The organism is Planktothrix sp. PCC 11201 (genome assembly GCF_900009135.1).
Classification (GTDB): Bacteria; Cyanobacteriota; Cyanobacteriia; order Cyanobacteriales; family Microcoleaceae; genus Planktothrix.
In genome coordinates, this window is the sequence record NZ_LT797688.1 from 565,319 (window position 1) to 580,148 (window position 14,830).

16 protein-coding genes are annotated in these 14,830 nt (G+C 40.1%); 9 read left to right on the plus strand and 7 right to left on the minus strand.

Annotation, left to right across the window (positions count from 1 at the left end; all coding sequences use genetic code 11):
- Positions 1–47: 47 nt before the first annotated feature.
- The 6 genes from PL11201_RS03235 to PL11201_RS03260 all read left to right on the plus strand — a co-directional run bounded on the left by PL11201_RS03235 (position 48) and on the right by PL11201_RS03260 (position 6,218).
- On the plus strand, positions 48–1,568 hold the full coding sequence (locus tag PL11201_RS03235) for a stress-responsive protein Ycf46 (protein ID WP_079677158.1): 1,521 nt from the start codon (positions 48–50) through the stop codon (positions 1,566–1,568).
- 151 nt (positions 1,569–1,719) lie between these two features.
- Positions 1,720–2,073, plus strand: coding sequence for a DUF1257 domain-containing protein (locus PL11201_RS03240; protein WP_079677159.1), 354 nt, complete (start codon positions 1,720–1,722; stop codon positions 2,071–2,073).
- A gap of 153 nt (positions 2,074–2,226) precedes the next feature.
- On the plus strand, positions 2,227–2,907 hold the full coding sequence (locus PL11201_RS03245; RefSeq protein WP_079677160.1) for a Crp/Fnr family transcriptional regulator: 681 nt from the start codon (positions 2,227–2,229) through the stop codon (positions 2,905–2,907).
- Between the two features lie 120 nt (positions 2,908–3,027).
- The gene (locus tag PL11201_RS03250; protein ID WP_079677161.1) at positions 3,028–4,815 is read left to right on the plus strand and encodes a M61 family metallopeptidase; all 1,788 of its coding nucleotides are present in this window, start codon (positions 3,028–3,030) and stop codon (positions 4,813–4,815) included.
- Positions 4,816–4,849: 34 nt separating this feature from the next.
- The gene (locus PL11201_RS03255; RefSeq protein WP_079677162.1) at positions 4,850–5,329 is read left to right on the plus strand and encodes a tellurite resistance TerB family protein; all 480 of its coding nucleotides are present in this window, start codon (positions 4,850–4,852) and stop codon (positions 5,327–5,329) included.
- Positions 5,330–5,411: 82 nt separating this feature from the next.
- Entirely contained in the window at positions 5,412–6,218 is an 807-nt protein-coding gene (locus PL11201_RS03260; protein WP_079677163.1) for a hypothetical protein, read from the plus strand.
- Between the two features lie 93 nt (positions 6,219–6,311).
- On the opposite strand, the gene PL11201_RS03265 is transcribed toward PL11201_RS03260, so the two are convergent.
- The 7 genes from PL11201_RS03265 to PL11201_RS03295 form a co-directional block, all read right to left on the minus strand.
- Positions 6,312–7,265 (minus strand): o-succinylbenzoate synthase, encoded by a 954-nt coding sequence (locus PL11201_RS03265; protein WP_079677164.1) that lies wholly within the window; start codon positions 7,263–7,265, stop codon positions 6,312–6,314.
- The gene (menH, locus tag PL11201_RS03270) at positions 7,262–8,071 is read right to left on the minus strand and encodes a 2-succinyl-6-hydroxy-2,4-cyclohexadiene-1-carboxylate synthase (protein ID WP_079677165.1); all 810 of its coding nucleotides are present in this window, start codon (positions 8,069–8,071) and stop codon (positions 7,262–7,264) included. Before menH ends, PL11201_RS03265 begins: the two co-directional genes overlap by 4 nt.
- Positions 8,072–8,088: 17 nt before the next feature.
- Positions 8,089–8,277: a hypothetical protein gene (locus tag PL11201_RS03275; protein WP_079677166.1), complete on the minus strand. Its 189-nt coding sequence runs from the start codon at positions 8,275–8,277 to the stop codon at positions 8,089–8,091.
- Between the two features lie 166 nt (positions 8,278–8,443).
- Positions 8,444–9,151, minus strand: coding sequence for a M15 family metallopeptidase (locus PL11201_RS03280; protein WP_079677167.1), 708 nt, complete (start codon positions 9,149–9,151; stop codon positions 8,444–8,446).
- Positions 9,152–9,317: 166 nt separating this feature from the next.
- On the minus strand, positions 9,318–10,613 hold the full coding sequence (gene purB / locus PL11201_RS03285; protein ID WP_079677168.1) for an adenylosuccinate lyase: 1,296 nt from the start codon (positions 10,611–10,613) through the stop codon (positions 9,318–9,320).
- Between the two features lie 270 nt (positions 10,614–10,883).
- Positions 10,884–11,585: a Uma2 family endonuclease gene (locus PL11201_RS03290; protein ID WP_079677169.1), complete on the minus strand. Its 702-nt coding sequence runs from the start codon at positions 11,583–11,585 to the stop codon at positions 10,884–10,886.
- 23 nt (positions 11,586–11,608) lie between these two features.
- Positions 11,609–12,202, minus strand: a complete 594-nt coding sequence (locus PL11201_RS03295; protein ID WP_079677170.1) for a PAP/fibrillin family protein — start codon at positions 12,200–12,202, stop codon at positions 11,609–11,611.
- 152 nt (positions 12,203–12,354) lie between these two features.
- On the opposite strand from PL11201_RS03295, the gene PL11201_RS03300 reads away from it, so the two are divergent.
- The 3 genes from PL11201_RS03300 to PL11201_RS03310 all read left to right on the plus strand — a co-directional run bounded on the left by PL11201_RS03300 (position 12,355) and on the right by PL11201_RS03310 (position 14,717).
- Entirely contained in the window at positions 12,355–12,600 is a 246-nt protein-coding gene (locus PL11201_RS03300; RefSeq protein ID WP_079677171.1) for a DUF3134 domain-containing protein, read from the plus strand.
- A 68-nt stretch (positions 12,601–12,668) separates the two neighbouring features.
- Positions 12,669–13,775, plus strand: a complete 1,107-nt coding sequence (gene mraY / locus PL11201_RS03305; RefSeq protein ID WP_079677172.1) for a phospho-N-acetylmuramoyl-pentapeptide-transferase — start codon at positions 12,669–12,671, stop codon at positions 13,773–13,775.
- A gap of 15 nt (positions 13,776–13,790) precedes the next feature.
- Positions 13,791–14,717 carry a glycosyltransferase family 2 protein gene (locus tag PL11201_RS03310; protein WP_079677173.1) on the plus strand — a complete coding sequence of 309 codons (927 nt, stop codon included), beginning with the start codon at positions 13,791–13,793 and terminating at the stop codon, positions 14,715–14,717.
- Positions 14,718–14,830: the final 113 nt, after the last annotated feature.

The following is a 14,830-nucleotide window of genomic DNA, read 5'->3' on the forward strand; positions in this document are numbered from 1 at the left end:
CTAGCAGATTCTGTAAACGTTAAACCGTCTCTATTGGATCGAGGACTATGCAAGAAGAACTCAGTATCTTAATTGAAGCCCGATATCCTCTGATCTACCTCGTCACCTCCGAGGAAGAGCGGTCTGAGCAGGCTATAGCCAAAATCGCACAAGCCAAGCGCCAGAGAGAGGTTTATGTGTGGACAGTCACTCGCGGTTTAGTCAAATACGATCAAGCCCGAACTGCGGTTCAATCTAACACAGTCTCTCCGCAAGCGGCGATTGAGTGGGCGATTCGGCACAAAGAGCCTAACGTAAGCGGAAGTATCTATATATTTAAAGATTTGCATCCCTTCAAGGATTCCCCTGAAGTGACCCGGTGTTTGCGGGATGCGATCGCCAGTTTCAAAGGCACAAATAAGACGATCATCTTAATGTCGCCGATCCAATCTATTCCTATCGAGTTAGAGAAAGAAGTTGTGGTTCTGGACTTCGCTCTGCCCGATATGAAGGAACTGAATCTAGTATTAACCTCCCAACTGGAGCAAGCCCGGTCTCGACGTTTAACCACCGAAGGACGAGAAAAACTGCTCAAAGCCGCTTTAGGCTTAACCCAGGATGAGGCGGAAAAAGTCTACCGGAAAGCCCAGGTCACCGCCGGACGTCTGACGGAAGAAGAAGTGGGTGTTGTTCTCACCGAAAAGAAACAACTAATTCGACGCAATGGCATCTTAGAATACATTGATGTCGATGAAACCATCGATTCCGTGGGCGGTTTAGAAGAACTGAAACGCTGGTTACACCAACGTTCCAACGCCTTCACCGAAAGAGCCAGGGAATATGGTCTACCTCAACCCAAGGGGATGTTAATTTTAGGGATACCCGGATGCGGAAAGTCCCTAATTGCGAAAACCACCTCTCGGTTATGGGGATTACCCCTACTCCGGTTAGATATGGGTCGGGTCTATGACGGTTCCATGGTGGGCCGTTCCGAGGCCAACCTAAGAAACGCCTTGAAGACGGCTGAATCAATCTCCCCCGTGATTTTATTTATCGACGAACTAGATAAATCCTTTGCGGGCAGTGGCGGATCAGCAGATTCCGATGGTGGAACCTCTAGCCGTATATTTGGGTCATTCCTGACCTGGATGCAGGAAAAAAGCTCTCCCGTATTTGTGATGGCAACGGCCAACCGCGTCGAACGCCTTCCCGGGGAATTCCTGAGAAAAGGTCGATTTGATGAGATCTTCTTTGTGGATCTACCCACCCAAGAAGAACGCCAAGATATTTTCAAAATTCATCTGTCCAAACGTCGTCGGGAAATCGAACGCTTCGACATAGAACAACTGTCTAAGGTTTCCGAAGGCTTTTCTGGAGCAGAAATTGAGCAGGCAGTAATCGCTTCGATGTACGAGGCCTTTGCTCAAGACCGCGAGTTTACGCAGCTTGATATCATTGCCGCGATTAAATCCACCCTGCCCTTGTCCAAGACCATGAACGAACAGGTCACCGCACTACGAGATTGGGCAAGACAGCGTGCACGTCCGGCTGCGTCCTCCGTCGCTGAATATCAGCGCATGGAGTTCTAAAGGCTTACTCCTAGTCCAAATAGGAGTTAAGGCTAGTCCCTAAAACTGACTAGCAGTTCCCAAGAACGAAAAAAGCCGTCCCCTTATAAAGACGGCACTGATTCTAACCAAACCGTTGTTGTTTCGTTTTCAGTTCACGGAGGATACCGAAATGTCTCACTTTAGCACACTGCGTACTAAAATCGCCGATTCCGAAATCCTGAAAGCTTCTCTGAGTGATCTTGGTATTAGCACCAAAACTAATGCCGATGTCCGTGGCTATAATGGCCAACGGGTTCGTGCCGACTTAGTGGCAGTCCTTGAAGGCGAATATGACCTCGGTTGGTCTCGCAATAGCGATGGTACTTTTGATTTAATTGCTGATCTGTGGGGTGTGGCTAAAAAACACAACCAAACCGAACTGATCAACTCTATTAACCAAAAATACGCCGTTAACAAGACCTTAGCTGATGTTAAACAGCGCGGTCTACAAAACGCCAACGTGAAATTGGTTGTCCAAAAATAGTTGGTCTAAGCGTTCCCAAGCTTGCGGGTTAACCTAAATTTATAGGGGTTGACCCGTTTTTCTATTTGCAACTAGATCAATTTATAAGATATCTTGGTAATATTCATCAAAGTGGATCGGTAATCTACTACTTAAAAAACGTAGCAAATTCTCATGCAAACTGAAGCTTTTAGCGAGCTTTTTCCACTATTCAAAGGGGCCAATCCTGAAACGTTAGAATGGCTGCTATCCGTTGCTGTCAAACATGAATATCCGGCTGATAGGGCGGTGGTCATGGAGGATGCCTGGGGAAATGCAGTCTATTTTGTCGTTTCTGGGTGGGTGAAAGTCCGACGCTTATCGGGAGATGAAGTTGTCACATTAGCCATTTTGGGACGAGGAGATTTCTTTGGGGAAATGGCGATTTTAGATGAATCTCCCCGGGCTAATGATGTGATCGCCCTGTCTTCCGTGCGATTAATTAGTGTTTCGGCCCAACGCTTTATCCAGACGCTGTTTAAAGATCCCCAACTTCACCATAGAATGTTGCAGTTGATGGTGCGTCGTTTACGTCAAACCAACCAACGTTATCAAATTCGTCACCGACCTCCGGCGGTTAAACTTGCCAATACCCTGGTAGAATTAGCTGAAAATTATGGTCAGCCCACGGAAAAAGGGGCGGATATTTTTAATATTCCTTTCCAAGATTTAGCGGATGTTACGGATATTTCCTTGGAAGAAACAACTAAAATTATGGATAAAATTATGAGCAAAGGTTGGATGAATATTGATGAAGAACGACAAGTCATTCATTTACTCAATCTCAAACATTTAAACCATCTTTCTAGTCAATAAATCCCAAACATTCAACGCTAAAATTTAGCGTTCTTAATTTTCCCTTCTGTTTAACGGTATATTCGGTTCACGGGGGGGGAAATTATTGTTTATTAACAAATTTTTTTAGCTATAAAAATCATGACTGAAGCGACTCAAACCCTGGCTTATAATCAGGCTACAATTACTCCTAAATTACGGTATTGGGTAGCCCTTTCCAAACCCGAATCCCATTTATTTGAAGTCACCCTACGCATTCAAAAAGAGATTATTTCGTCCTGCGTATTAGATTTAAAAATGCCCGTTTGGACTCCGGGATCTTATTTGGTGCGGGAATATTCCCGACATTTACAGGATTTGGGTGTTTGTGATCAGGATGGAAACCCTTTAAATTGGAAAAAAATCAGTAAAAATCATTGGCAAATTCAAACTAATTCCGCCACAGAAATTACCGTTTATTATCGAATTTTTGCCAACGAATTAAGTGTGAGAACTAATCATTTAGATGCTTCCCATGGTTATTTTAATGGGGCGGCTTTATTTTTATATGTCCCAGGCTACGAACAACAACCCCTGCAAGTTACCATAGAAACCCCTAAAAATTGGAAAGTTAGCACAACTTTACCAACCCTTTCCCATCAACCCAATACATTTTATGCTGATGATTTTGATACCTTAGTTGATAGTCCCTTTGAAATTGGAACCCATCGTTTATATGAATTTGAAGTAGCGGGAAAACCCCATCAATTAGCGATTTGGGGCGAAGGAAATCTTGATCCTGAAAGGTTAATTACGGATTTCCAAAAGGTTATCGCCGTCGAATCGGAATTATTTGGAGGACTACCTTATGAACGTTATTTATTTTTATTACATCTTTCTAATCATGGCTTTGGCGGCTTAGAACATAAAGAGTCTTGCTCTTTAATTTATTCTCGATTTGGCTTCCGTAGCCCTGATAAATATAATCGATTTATGCAGTTAGTCGCCCATGAATTTTTCCATTTATGGAACGTCAAACGCATTCGTCCGAAAGCCTTAGAAGTGTTTGATTATGAACAGGAAAACTATACTCCCTCCCTGTGGTTTTCCGAAGGAACCACCAGTTATTATGATATGGTAATTCCCTATCGGGCGGGAATTTTTGATGTTAAGGGCTTTTTTAATGCTATTTCCAAAGAAATTACCCGTCTACAAACCACTCATGGGCGGTTAGTTCAACCTTTAAGTGAATCAAGTTGGGATACTTGGATTAAACTTTATCGACGAGAATCCCATAGCGATAATAACCAAATTTCCTATTATTTAAAAGGGGAATTAGTTTCATTTTTACTAGATTTGTTAATTCGAGAAAAACATGGAAATCGGCGATCGCTTGATGATGTAATGCGTCAAATGTGGGAAACCTTTGGTCAACCAGAAATTGGCTTTACTCCCGAACAATTAGAACAGATTATCGAGTCCGTTGCTGAAACATCTTTAAGCGATTTTTTCCAACAATATTTGCATGGAATTACCGAACTACCCTACGATGAATATTTAGAACCCTTTGGTTTACAAATAGTTGCGGAAACCACCGACGAAACCCCCTATTTAGGCTGCAAAGTTGCGTCAGAAAAAGGCAGAGAAATCATCAAATTTGTAGAAACAGATAGTCCCGCAGAAACCGCCGGATTAGATATTAATGATGAACTTTTAGCTTTAAATGGCTTTAAAGTCACCTCCGACCAATTCCATGAGCGCTTAAAAGATTACAAACCAGGGGATAGAATAGAATTAACATTTTTTCATCAAGATTTATTGCGAACTTGTCAAGTTACCTTGACCGCTCCCCGTCCTAATCATTACAAAATTGTTTCCGTGGCGCAACTCACCCCCCAACAGAAACGAAACTTTGAAGGTTGGTTAGGCTGTCCCTATCACAAATTATGAGATGATTAGGGGGAAATATTCACAGGTTAGGTTAATGGAAGTCCCGCCGCCTCCTTCAATTACACCCCGTCAAATGAATCTTCTGCGGGTTGTAGCATCGATGGCTTGGTCAGATGGAGAATTAGCCACTGAAGAAGTTAATCTGATGCTAGATCAGTTGAGCCGTGTGTTTGCCAAACAGGAACAACAACACCAGGAACTTCAACAGGAATTAAGGGATTATTTAATGCAAAATATCCCCTTAGAGGAGTTAATTCCTAAACTAGAAACCCAAGCCGAACGGGAATTGGTACTCATTTTAGGATATGAAGTGATTAACTCCAGTTCTCGTACCCCAGATGAACCTAAAATTAACCCCGAAGAAGCCGCCGCGTATCAAAAGTTATTAGACTTACTGAATCTCCCTCCAGAGGTGGTTCAACGCTTAGAAGTTGAGATGGATAATCCCTCTCATTCTAAAGCGGAACTAATTGAAACCATGACTCGTAAATTAGGAGAGTTTATTCAAAAATAAAAGATGACTCAATAGATGGGGGATAACTTCTAAATCCCCCTTATATTTTTCAGGGGAAAAACCGCATTATCGAGTTCAAAATATGAATAAACAAGCTCACAGGGGCCGGATTGCAGCTATCATTCAAATCCTTAACGAACAAATGGCGGATTTAGGGGTAACTAATCGGGCTATTTTTATTAATGATGTTTTGCAATTACTTTGTGAAGCAAAAAATGCGGAATCCTTAGAAAAATCAATCATTGTTAAGAAAATTTGGGGGATTTTAGAATCAATTTCACCGCGTAATATTCGTCGAGTTAGGATTTATGGTCGCATCCGACAAGAAAAACAGTTACTCTGGTTAGAAGATATTACTCAAGATCCTGAAAATCAACTATTATGGTCTGAAGAAATTATTCTTAAAAAGCCTAATATTTTTAAGAAAATTTCGGTTTCAAATCAAAGTGATTTACCCATTGAATCCTTATCTAACCAGCCAAAATTAGGTCAATTACAACAAAATTTAATTTGGGCGATCGCTGTTACTGTGGTATTAATATTAATGGGATTTCTTCTGTACAATGCGTTACAATTTCAATTATTAGAATCCCTACAATCTAAGCCACAAACCGATATAGAATCATCTCCTAAACCATCAGAAACTTTATCTTCAGCCCAACAATTTAGTCGAGGAGTGAAAATAGCAGAAGAAGCCTCCGCCGAGGGAAAATTTGCTGATACCCGTCAAGAATGGTTAGAAATAGCCCAGAAATGGCAGCAAGCCGCCGATTATATGGAAGCAGTTTCTCCCGATTTTGAACGCTATGCTACCGCCCAAAATCGGGCTGCATTATATCGTCGAAATCAAGAACAGGCTAAAGGAGAAGCTGATGCGATGAATAATTAAGGTTTTACCAAAAAACCCAAGTCTAATTTGCCATCAATTGAATTAGTTTGATTATTTATGAGAAATGATTTTTCTTTTTCAGGGGGATCTAATTTAGGACACCAACCAATGATTAATGCCAAATCCAACCGCCCGATCATATAATAACAGTTCAGAGGCAATTTTTAAAGCCGAATTTTGACCAATTTCGGTTTCAAAAACTGAGGAAAAAACGGTATCAATTTTATTGTTTTGGCAAAAGTTCTTGAGTTTTTTAGGAGATCCAAAAATAGCGGGTTTGATCACAAAAATATCTGACCATCCCTGCTGATAACAATAGTTTAATTGTTCTAAATTAGCAACGGATTCATCTAAGGCGAGGGGGGTAGAATAGCGATCGCATAATTCTAACATTAATTCTAACTGATCAATAGATAGGGGTTGTTCTAAAAACTCAATTTCAATCAAGTCTTGATGAATATTAATTAAATCACAGGTTTCTAACCATTTTTGCGCCTGCTCAAAGGTTAAACCGCCATTTGCATCTAACCTGAGACGGATTTTCAGAAACACGGTTTCTAAAGTTTCAGTTATACTATTAATTAACTGTTGAAAAATATTGATTTCTTCCGTAATATCATCAACGCCTATTTTCCATTTTAAAGTCTGATATCCTTGCTGAAATAGGGTTTTCCAAGTAGTTAATACCGTTTCTCCAGTTGGTAATAATCCGCTATATTGAAGTTTAGCTAAATCAAATAAACTGTTAGGATTTAACTCTATTAATGCAGACTCAAACCCAAATTGACAAGTAGGTAAATTGTCAGGAATAGTAAAAATAGTTTCTGTTGAAATCAGACAGGGAAGTTGTTGACAAAAAGCGATCGCATCTTCTAATGTTTCCGACCCAAACCAGCTTAAAGGGGCAATTTCCCCCCATCCTATATTACCCTGTTCATCGGTTAAATTTAAAATAATTCCCTCTCTAATATTCCAAATTCCGTGAGCGGTTTTAAGCGGGGTTTTAAACGGACGTTGATAGGATTTAAATTGAAATTGATAATTCATTCCGATAAAAATTTAACAATTACATTAATCCACGCTTGAGGATTTTCGATTAAAATATTATGACCACAATTTGGGATAATTTGCAACTGGGAAACGGGACATAATTGGTTAATTTCTTGATTAATCTGTTTAAATTTATGATCCAATTCTCCCACTAACAGCAATAGGGGTATTTGATTTTTGGGTAATTTTTCCCAGAGGGACATTTGATTTCCGGTTCCCAAATAACGCAGAGATTTTGATAATTCCATGGGATTATTCTTTAACCGACGCTCAAAAATTTGATCAAATTCAGGATGATTTTTTAAGGTTTTAAATAGAGGTTGATGATACCATTGTTCTAAAAATATGGAAAATTCTATGGTTTGCAGTTGTTGGGATTTTTGGGTATCTGAAATCAACCGTTGTAAGCGTTCAGATTCGGTTTTAAGTCCTGGGGATGTAGATTCTAATATTACTTTTTTAAAATATTGGGGAAAATATAAGGTTAAATATAATCCTAATCTTCCCCCCATAGAATATCCCATTAAATAACATTGAGAAATATGCAGACGGTTTAAAACCTCTATTAATGCGGCTGCTGTTTCCGGCATTTTATAACAGCTATCCTCTCCTAAAACTTGGGTTTCTCCATGTCCAGGCAGGTCAAGGGTTAAACAACAAAACTGGGGGAAAAGTGGAGAAATTCGGGCATCAAAATCCTGACTATTTCCCAAAAATCCATGTAGAAATAGAATAATAGGTTGATTAAGATAGCCGTTTAGGGTATAATGAAAATCGTAGTTCTTTAGCTTTAAGAACGGCATGGAATTTGGTGAATTTATTAATCTAGTAGCCAATGTAAAAAGGGAACAGAAGCGGCACAAAACGCCATAAATCCAAATAATCCGAATAACATTCCAAATAATAGAAATTCTTCTCCTTTTTGTTTAGCTAGTTTAACAATTAAATAGCTGTAACCATAACAGGCGATAAAAAAAGTAATGATGAATGCGGTAAAATAATATTGCATTGTGTTTTAGCTCAATTTAGATTCGGCCACTTTTAAGTAGCTTTACTAATTATTGTACTAAACTTTTGTTAAATAGGGGCAGATTTGAAATAACTTGAAAAAACGCTGTAGTAGAGACGTTCCATGGAATGTCTCTACTTGCCGGGATATTAATAATAAATGAGTTTTAACGAATATTTTCCAAAGGAATATCTAAAAGGCCGTATTTATCCCATCCTGGAGCATCAAAATGCCACCATTCTGTAATTAAGGGAATAAATCCCTGTTGCTTCATTTTAGCAGCTAGTAAGTCACTATTCCGACGAACTTGGGGAGAATTTCCAGAGTAATCTCTGGCGGCTTTATTGGTAAAATCATCAAAGGCGGTTGGCATTTCTAATTCTGCCCCGGTGCGTAAATCAACTAAGGTTAAATCAACCGCTGCCCCTCGGTTATGACGAGACCCTTTGGCGGGGTTAGCAACATAACGATTATCGGGTAAAATTGCCCACATTTGCCGAGTTACAGATAGGGGACGATAACAGTCATAGACTTTTAATCCTAACCCCATTTGTTCTAAATCCTGTTGAACTCTTGATAGGCGTTGGGCAACATCAGAACGTAATAAACATCGAGGGGTGGAATATATTTTTTTCTTTAAAAAATTGTTAGTTGTGGCGTAGCGAATATCGTGACGAATGTTCAGGTTAACGCTTCTAATATCAACTAATTTGTCTGCTTCTGGCACTTGGTTATAATCTTGGATAACTAAAGGAGGAGACTTAGGAGGGGCAGCAGGAGGGGCGGTTAAATTTTGAGCATGAACGGAATTACAGTTAATACCCAAAATTAGGAATAAAAATAAGAATAATCGCATCATGAGTTTAGAAAGCATAAGGTTAAAATGATGGTGATGTGATTAGTACAAATTCCCGTAAGGGCGAGGCGCGCTTCGCCCCTACGATGAATAAGATGAATTAGATTTTCATACTTTTATGTGCAACTGATTAGACTTGCTATATATCCCCAAAATTAGGTTTAAAAACCCGATTTCTTGAGGTTTATATATCTAACCGTTGGTAAACTTGATCAAGGTTTTTCAGGTGATGTTTTGGATCAAAACAAGCATCAATTTCTGCGGGAGATAATGTTGCTTTAACTTGATCATTTTCCCTAATTAAAGATTGGAAATCCCCGTCGGTTTTATTCCAAGCAATATGAGCGCAAGATTGGACAATTTTGTAGGCTTCTTCGCGGCTAATCCCTTTTTCAACTAAGGTTAATAATACCCGTTGACTGAAAACAACACCACCATAAAGGTTCATATTGCGCTGCATATTTTCAGGATAAACTAACAGATTTTTGACTAAATCCGTCAGTTCAACTAACATAAAATGAGCCACAGTTGAAGAATCAGGTAAGACCATTCGTTCCACGCAACTATGGGAAATATCCCGTTCATGCCAAAGGGCAACATTTTCTAATGCAGCTACCGCATTTCCCCGAATAATTCGCGCCATTCCGGTTAAGCGTTCACTGCGAATAGGGTTGCGTTTATGGGGCATGGCAGAGGAACCTTTTTGACCTTTGGCAAAGAATTCTTCTACTTCTAAAACATCGGTACGTTGCAGGTTACGAATTTCTACCGCAAACCGTTCAATACTAGCGGCTAATAAGGCCAAAGTTTGCACATATTCCGCATGAATATCCCGGGAAATGACTTGGGTGGAGGCGGTATCGGGTTCGAGTCCTAATTTTTGACAAGCGATCGCTTCTATCCTCGGATCAACATTAGCATAGGTTCCCACGGCTCCAGAGACTTTGCCCACCGCCACGGTTTGACGCAGACGCACCAAACGTTCCCGGTTACGAAAAACTTCCGCTAACCATCCGGCCAATTTAAACCCAAAGGTGATAGGTTCAGCATGGATACCATGGGATCGACCGATCATCACCGTATCTCGATGTTGTTGCGCTTGGTAACGAATGGCCTGACTTAAGGCTTCCGTACGTTCTAACAACACATCCACACTGGCTACCAACTGCAAGGCCAGGGCCGTATCCAAGACATCGGAACTGGTTAAGCCTAAATGAATGTAGCGTCCGGCATCCCCAACATATTCGTTGACATTGGTTAAAAAGGCAATCATGTCATGGCGGACTTCTGCCTCAATTTCCAGCACCCGCTTGATATCAAAATTCGCCTTAGCCTTAATTTCTGCAACGGCTTCCGATGGGATATATCCTAACTCCGCCTGAGCCTCACAGACGGCTATTTCTACTTGTAACCAAGTTTGCAGCTTGTAAGTCTCTGTCCACAAATTGCCCATTTCAGGCAAAGTATACCGTTCTATCATATTCTGGGTTTGGATTTGATCGCTTTGATGTTAAAACAGACGTTAATCGTTCAACAGTAGACGGGTGAAACAGTTGTAGCCCAATTTCCTATCTACTGCATCCGAGGTCGGTCACTCACATCCCATTTAGCACAACTGTCCTATTTTAACTTTTGATGTGGATTAGCGATCGCAAGCCTTAAAAAAGAAATCATGGTAGAGACGTGCCATGGCGCGTCTCTCTCCGTGGTAAAATTCATTTCAGGGGTTAACCATTACCTGGAATTAATATTAATCGAGTTGATTGGGATTAATTCCTAAACGTCGTAATTGTTCTTCCAGTTGTTGTATTTTTTGTTCGGCTAAATAGGTTTGTTCTTGAGATTGTTGTAGACGTTCTTCGGCAGTTAAATAACGGCTTCCCTGTTGATTATACCAATATAGCCAATCCCTCGTAATTCCTACATGGGTTCCCCGTTCTCGACCTATTCCTAATTGTAATTCCGGCAACCAAACCTGTTCCCCAGGTTGTAATTTATATTCACCCTTTTCTAGTTTATAAACTTCTAAAGGCGGTTTACGTTTCCGTAGGGGATTATAAACCACATAATATAATGCCCCCATTTCTGCATAAAACTGTTTCTTTTTCGTATATTCTCCTCGGCGTTTATGGGATACAACCTCAATGATTAAAATAGGAACTTCTTGTTCTTCCCAAAGTACATAACTCAAGCGTAAATCTTCATCGATAATTCGAGGAACTCCCACACTTAAAAAACCATCAGGGACAATAGCAGGTTGTTCAGGATCATAATAAATTCCCATATCCACGCCAAAAAACCAATCCATGCGTTCAGACCAAATAGAAGCCAGGAGGATTTTTAACAGTCCAGGGATTAAATCTTGCAGTTCGTTATCCACAGGGGTATCGTCGGAGTCGGGCAAATCTTCCGCAGAAGGTAAACAAAGATTCAGATCGTATTTTAATAGCATAATGGATTTTGGGTAATGGGTAATTAAAGAACTTTCGTTAATACAAAAACACTCCCAACATTTCCCCGTCCGATTCTTAAATCTTCATCTAAATAGGTAATATCTAACCAACCTTTTTGATCACGCGCTTGTAAACTAAAATCAATTGCAATAAACTTTTTCCCACCTTCAATATCCGCAATAAAACTATCAGGAGATTGATAACCAATAAATCTTTGAGAACCGATAATAAAGCGATTAAATTTAACATTCACTCGTTTTTCCGAAACGGGTTCAAATTCGGCAGCTACACTGACTATTCCTTCTAATAATGGTAAACTTTGCACTTCTGCAATATTATAAACTTTTCGATCCGCCACCCGAATACATTGATAAATTTGCCCCAACTGAAGCAAGGGAAATCGACCAATTCCGAGTAATTCATCACTACTGGTGTACAATAGTCGCCAATTTCCATTCAGGAGTTCAGGAACTTCTAGGGGTTGGGGGTTGGGATTAAATTCTTCCAGTTGAGTCAGGGCGGATAAAATAGCCGCTTTATCCCCCGGGGTGGCGAGTAGACCGCGATTTTTCCCGGCAATCATTTCTAATAAAAGGGCTTTTTTGGAGTTGATCATAGTTTTATCTTATGTTTAATGAATTATTGGTTAGATTTTTTAAATCTATAAGACTCAAAATAGATTAAAAAAATATGATACTGTCCATAACCAATGATTGTGTAAAATTAGATTAAGTCTAACTCAATTCTATTTGACGCCGAAAACTAAAAATGCTTAACCCATCCTTGCGAGAAATCCCAGCCCATGAACCGGCTGATGTGATTCCTTCCAAACAAGAAATTTCACTGATAGCTTGGTTGGAGTCCACCGGACGTCTAATCGAACGAGATACCGTCAGTAGTACCACAACCGTTGACTATTTGGAGGAGGAAGAAGAAATCACCGATCTGATTTCCGTTGATGACTCTGCCTATGACGATGATGATGATGATGATGATGATCTATCAGAAAGCTAGAAATAGACGCTAGGAAACTAGCGATTTCTGGGATTGTGATTTTGTGGTGTTGAGGATTAAAAATTTCTGTGGATAGCAAACTTTATTCGGTTAAATCGTCCAACTGGTCTGGACAAACCCTATTGTTCCTCTTAAGTTTAGGGTTGGGTGTGTTCGCTTTTAGTTTAGACCGGGTGAACAGTAATTCATTTCAAGTTCAAGGCTCGTTATTTTTACCCGCTTTGATTGGTGCGATCGCCGTTTCTGTCTTAGGATATTGGGCAATCCCGCTTTTAGTCAAGATTAAAGCCGGACAATTTATTCGAGAAGATGGCCCCCAAGCTCACTTACAAAAAGCCGGAACTCCAACCATGGGAGGGATATTTTTTATTCCTGTGGGAGTGGCGATCTCTTTAATTCTAACTCAATTTCATCCGAATGTGATCGCCGTTTCTGCCCTCACCTTAGCCTATGGATTTATTGGTTGGTTAGATGATTGGCAGATTTTAAGACGTAAATCAAATAAAGGGATTTCTCCTCGAATGAAATTGGCGTTGCAGGTAGGTTTTGCAACGCTATTTTGTGTGTGGTTAGCAGTGACTCAATCTGCCACTTTCACCACCGTTGCTTTACCTTTAGGACTGGCAATTCCTCTGGGATTGTTATTCTGGCCCCTAGCAATTTTTGTCCAGGTTGCTGAAAGTAACGCCACCAATTTAACCGATGGTGTGGATGGGTTAATGGGCGGGTTAGGTGCGATCGCATTTTTGGGTTTAGGAGCCTATGTCGCCCCCAACGCACCGGAATTAACCACTTTTTGTGCTTGTATGAGTGGCAGTTGTTTAGGATTTGTCACCCACAACCGCAACCCCGCAAAAGTATTTATGGGAGATACGGGAGCCTTAGCATTGGGAGGCGGTTTAGCCACGGTTGCCCTATTAACCAATAGTTTATGGGTGTTATTAATAATTAGCGGAATTTTCTTTGTGGAAACCCTCTCTGTGATTGCTCAAGTTAGCTATTATAAAGCTACAAAAAACGCCGAGGGTGTGGGCAAACGTCTGTTCAAAATGGCTCCTCTACATCACCATTTAGAATTATCAGGATGGCAAGAAACCCAAGTGGTCGGGAGTTTTTATTTAATTAATGCTATCTTAGTGTTAATTACCCTGCTTCTAGGATACAATCCTTTCTAGGTTTTTTGCCGAATCATGATTAACCTTTCTGTTGTTATCCCGGTTTATAATGGCGAGACTGATTTGCCGGATTTAATTGAATATTTGCGATCGCAAACCTATCCGGCAGATCAAGTAGAATATTTATTAGTTGATAACAATAGTCGGGATAATTCTGTCTCTATTGTTCAGGAATTAGCCACATCTACTGCAATTAATATTCGTTCATTATCAGAAAATAATATCCAAAGTTCCTATGCCGCTCGCAATGCCGGAATTAGAGTTGCAACCAGTGATATTATTGTCTTTACCGATATGGATTGCCGACCGGAACCCCAATGGTTAGAGCAATTAATTCAACCCTTTTCTAACCCTAATATTGGTTTGGTAGCAGGTGAAATCATCGCCTTACCCAGTCAAAATCTATTAGAAAAATATGCCGATAAACAAGAAACTTTATCCCAAAAACATACCTTAAATAATAGCTTTTTACCCTATGGTCAAACCGCTAATTTAGCCATTCGGCGTAAAATTTTTGAACAGGTGGGTTTATTTCGTCCCTACCTAACAACTGGGGGCGATGCGGATATTTGTTGGCGGATTCAACAACAAACCAATTATCAATTAGAATTAGCATCCCAAGCAATAGTTAAACACCGTCATCGGTCTACCTTAAAAGCATTAAAAAGTCAGTGGCGACGCTATGGAGAATCGAATCGGTATTTGCATGAACTCCATGGGATTGATTTAATGGAATCCTTAACTCCTTCCGATTATCTGTATCGCTTAGGACGTTGGGTTTTAAAAGAATTACCCCTGGATATGGTCAAACTTTCAACCGGAAAAGCAGAAATCGTGGATTTAATTAGTACCCCCATCTCCTTATTTAATAGAAATGCTCGTTTCCAAGGACAACAACAAGCCAAATTATCAGATCAAGCAAAAGTAATTGAACGACTTTAAAATTGAAGTATTATAACAGTCGCCACATCTATTAGGACATTCTTGAAAACTAAAAGCTGCTCACAGTAAGTATTTACCTATAGCGAGATTGCCTATTCCCTATTGCCTCTTGC

What these genes read in the sequence shown, in the direction of transcription:
- PL11201_RS03255 (WP_079677162.1), top strand. Translation starts at nt 4,850, where the DNA reads ATGGAAGTCCCGCCGCCTCCTTCAATTACACCCCGTCAAATGAATCTT.
- PL11201_RS03290 (WP_079677169.1), bottom strand. Translation starts at nt 11,585, where the DNA reads ATGCTATTAAAATACGATCTGAATCTTTGTTTACCTTCTGCGGAAGAT.
- PL11201_RS03260 (WP_079677163.1), top strand. Translation starts at nt 5,412, where the DNA reads ATGAATAAACAAGCTCACAGGGGCCGGATTGCAGCTATCATTCAAATC.
- PL11201_RS03295 (WP_079677170.1), bottom strand. Translation starts at nt 12,202, where the DNA reads ATGATCAACTCCAAAAAAGCCCTTTTATTAGAAATGATTGCCGGGAAA.
- PL11201_RS03250 (WP_079677161.1), top strand. Translation starts at nt 3,028, where the DNA reads ATGACTGAAGCGACTCAAACCCTGGCTTATAATCAGGCTACAATTACT.
- PL11201_RS03300 (WP_079677171.1), top strand. Translation starts at nt 12,355, where the DNA reads ATGCTTAACCCATCCTTGCGAGAAATCCCAGCCCATGAACCGGCTGAT.
- PL11201_RS03275 (WP_079677166.1), bottom strand. Translation starts at nt 8,277, where the DNA reads ATGCAATATTATTTTACCGCATTCATCATTACTTTTTTTATCGCCTGT.
- PL11201_RS03235 (WP_079677158.1), top strand. Translation starts at nt 48, where the DNA reads ATGCAAGAAGAACTCAGTATCTTAATTGAAGCCCGATATCCTCTGATC.
- PL11201_RS03240 (WP_079677159.1), top strand. Translation starts at nt 1,720, where the DNA reads ATGTCTCACTTTAGCACACTGCGTACTAAAATCGCCGATTCCGAAATC.
- purB (WP_079677168.1), bottom strand. Translation starts at nt 10,613, where the DNA reads ATGATAGAACGGTATACTTTGCCTGAAATGGGCAATTTGTGGACAGAG.
- PL11201_RS03265 (WP_079677164.1), bottom strand. Translation starts at nt 7,265, where the DNA reads ATGAATTATCAATTTCAATTTAAATCCTATCAACGTCCGTTTAAAACC.
- PL11201_RS03310 (WP_079677173.1), top strand. Translation starts at nt 13,791, where the DNA reads ATGATTAACCTTTCTGTTGTTATCCCGGTTTATAATGGCGAGACTGAT.
- PL11201_RS03245 (WP_079677160.1), top strand. Translation starts at nt 2,227, where the DNA reads ATGCAAACTGAAGCTTTTAGCGAGCTTTTTCCACTATTCAAAGGGGCC.
- menH (WP_079677165.1), bottom strand. Translation starts at nt 8,071, where the DNA reads ATGCCGTTCTTAAAGCTAAAGAACTACGATTTTCATTATACCCTAAAC.
- PL11201_RS03280 (WP_079677167.1), bottom strand. Translation starts at nt 9,151, where the DNA reads ATGCTTTCTAAACTCATGATGCGATTATTCTTATTTTTATTCCTAATT.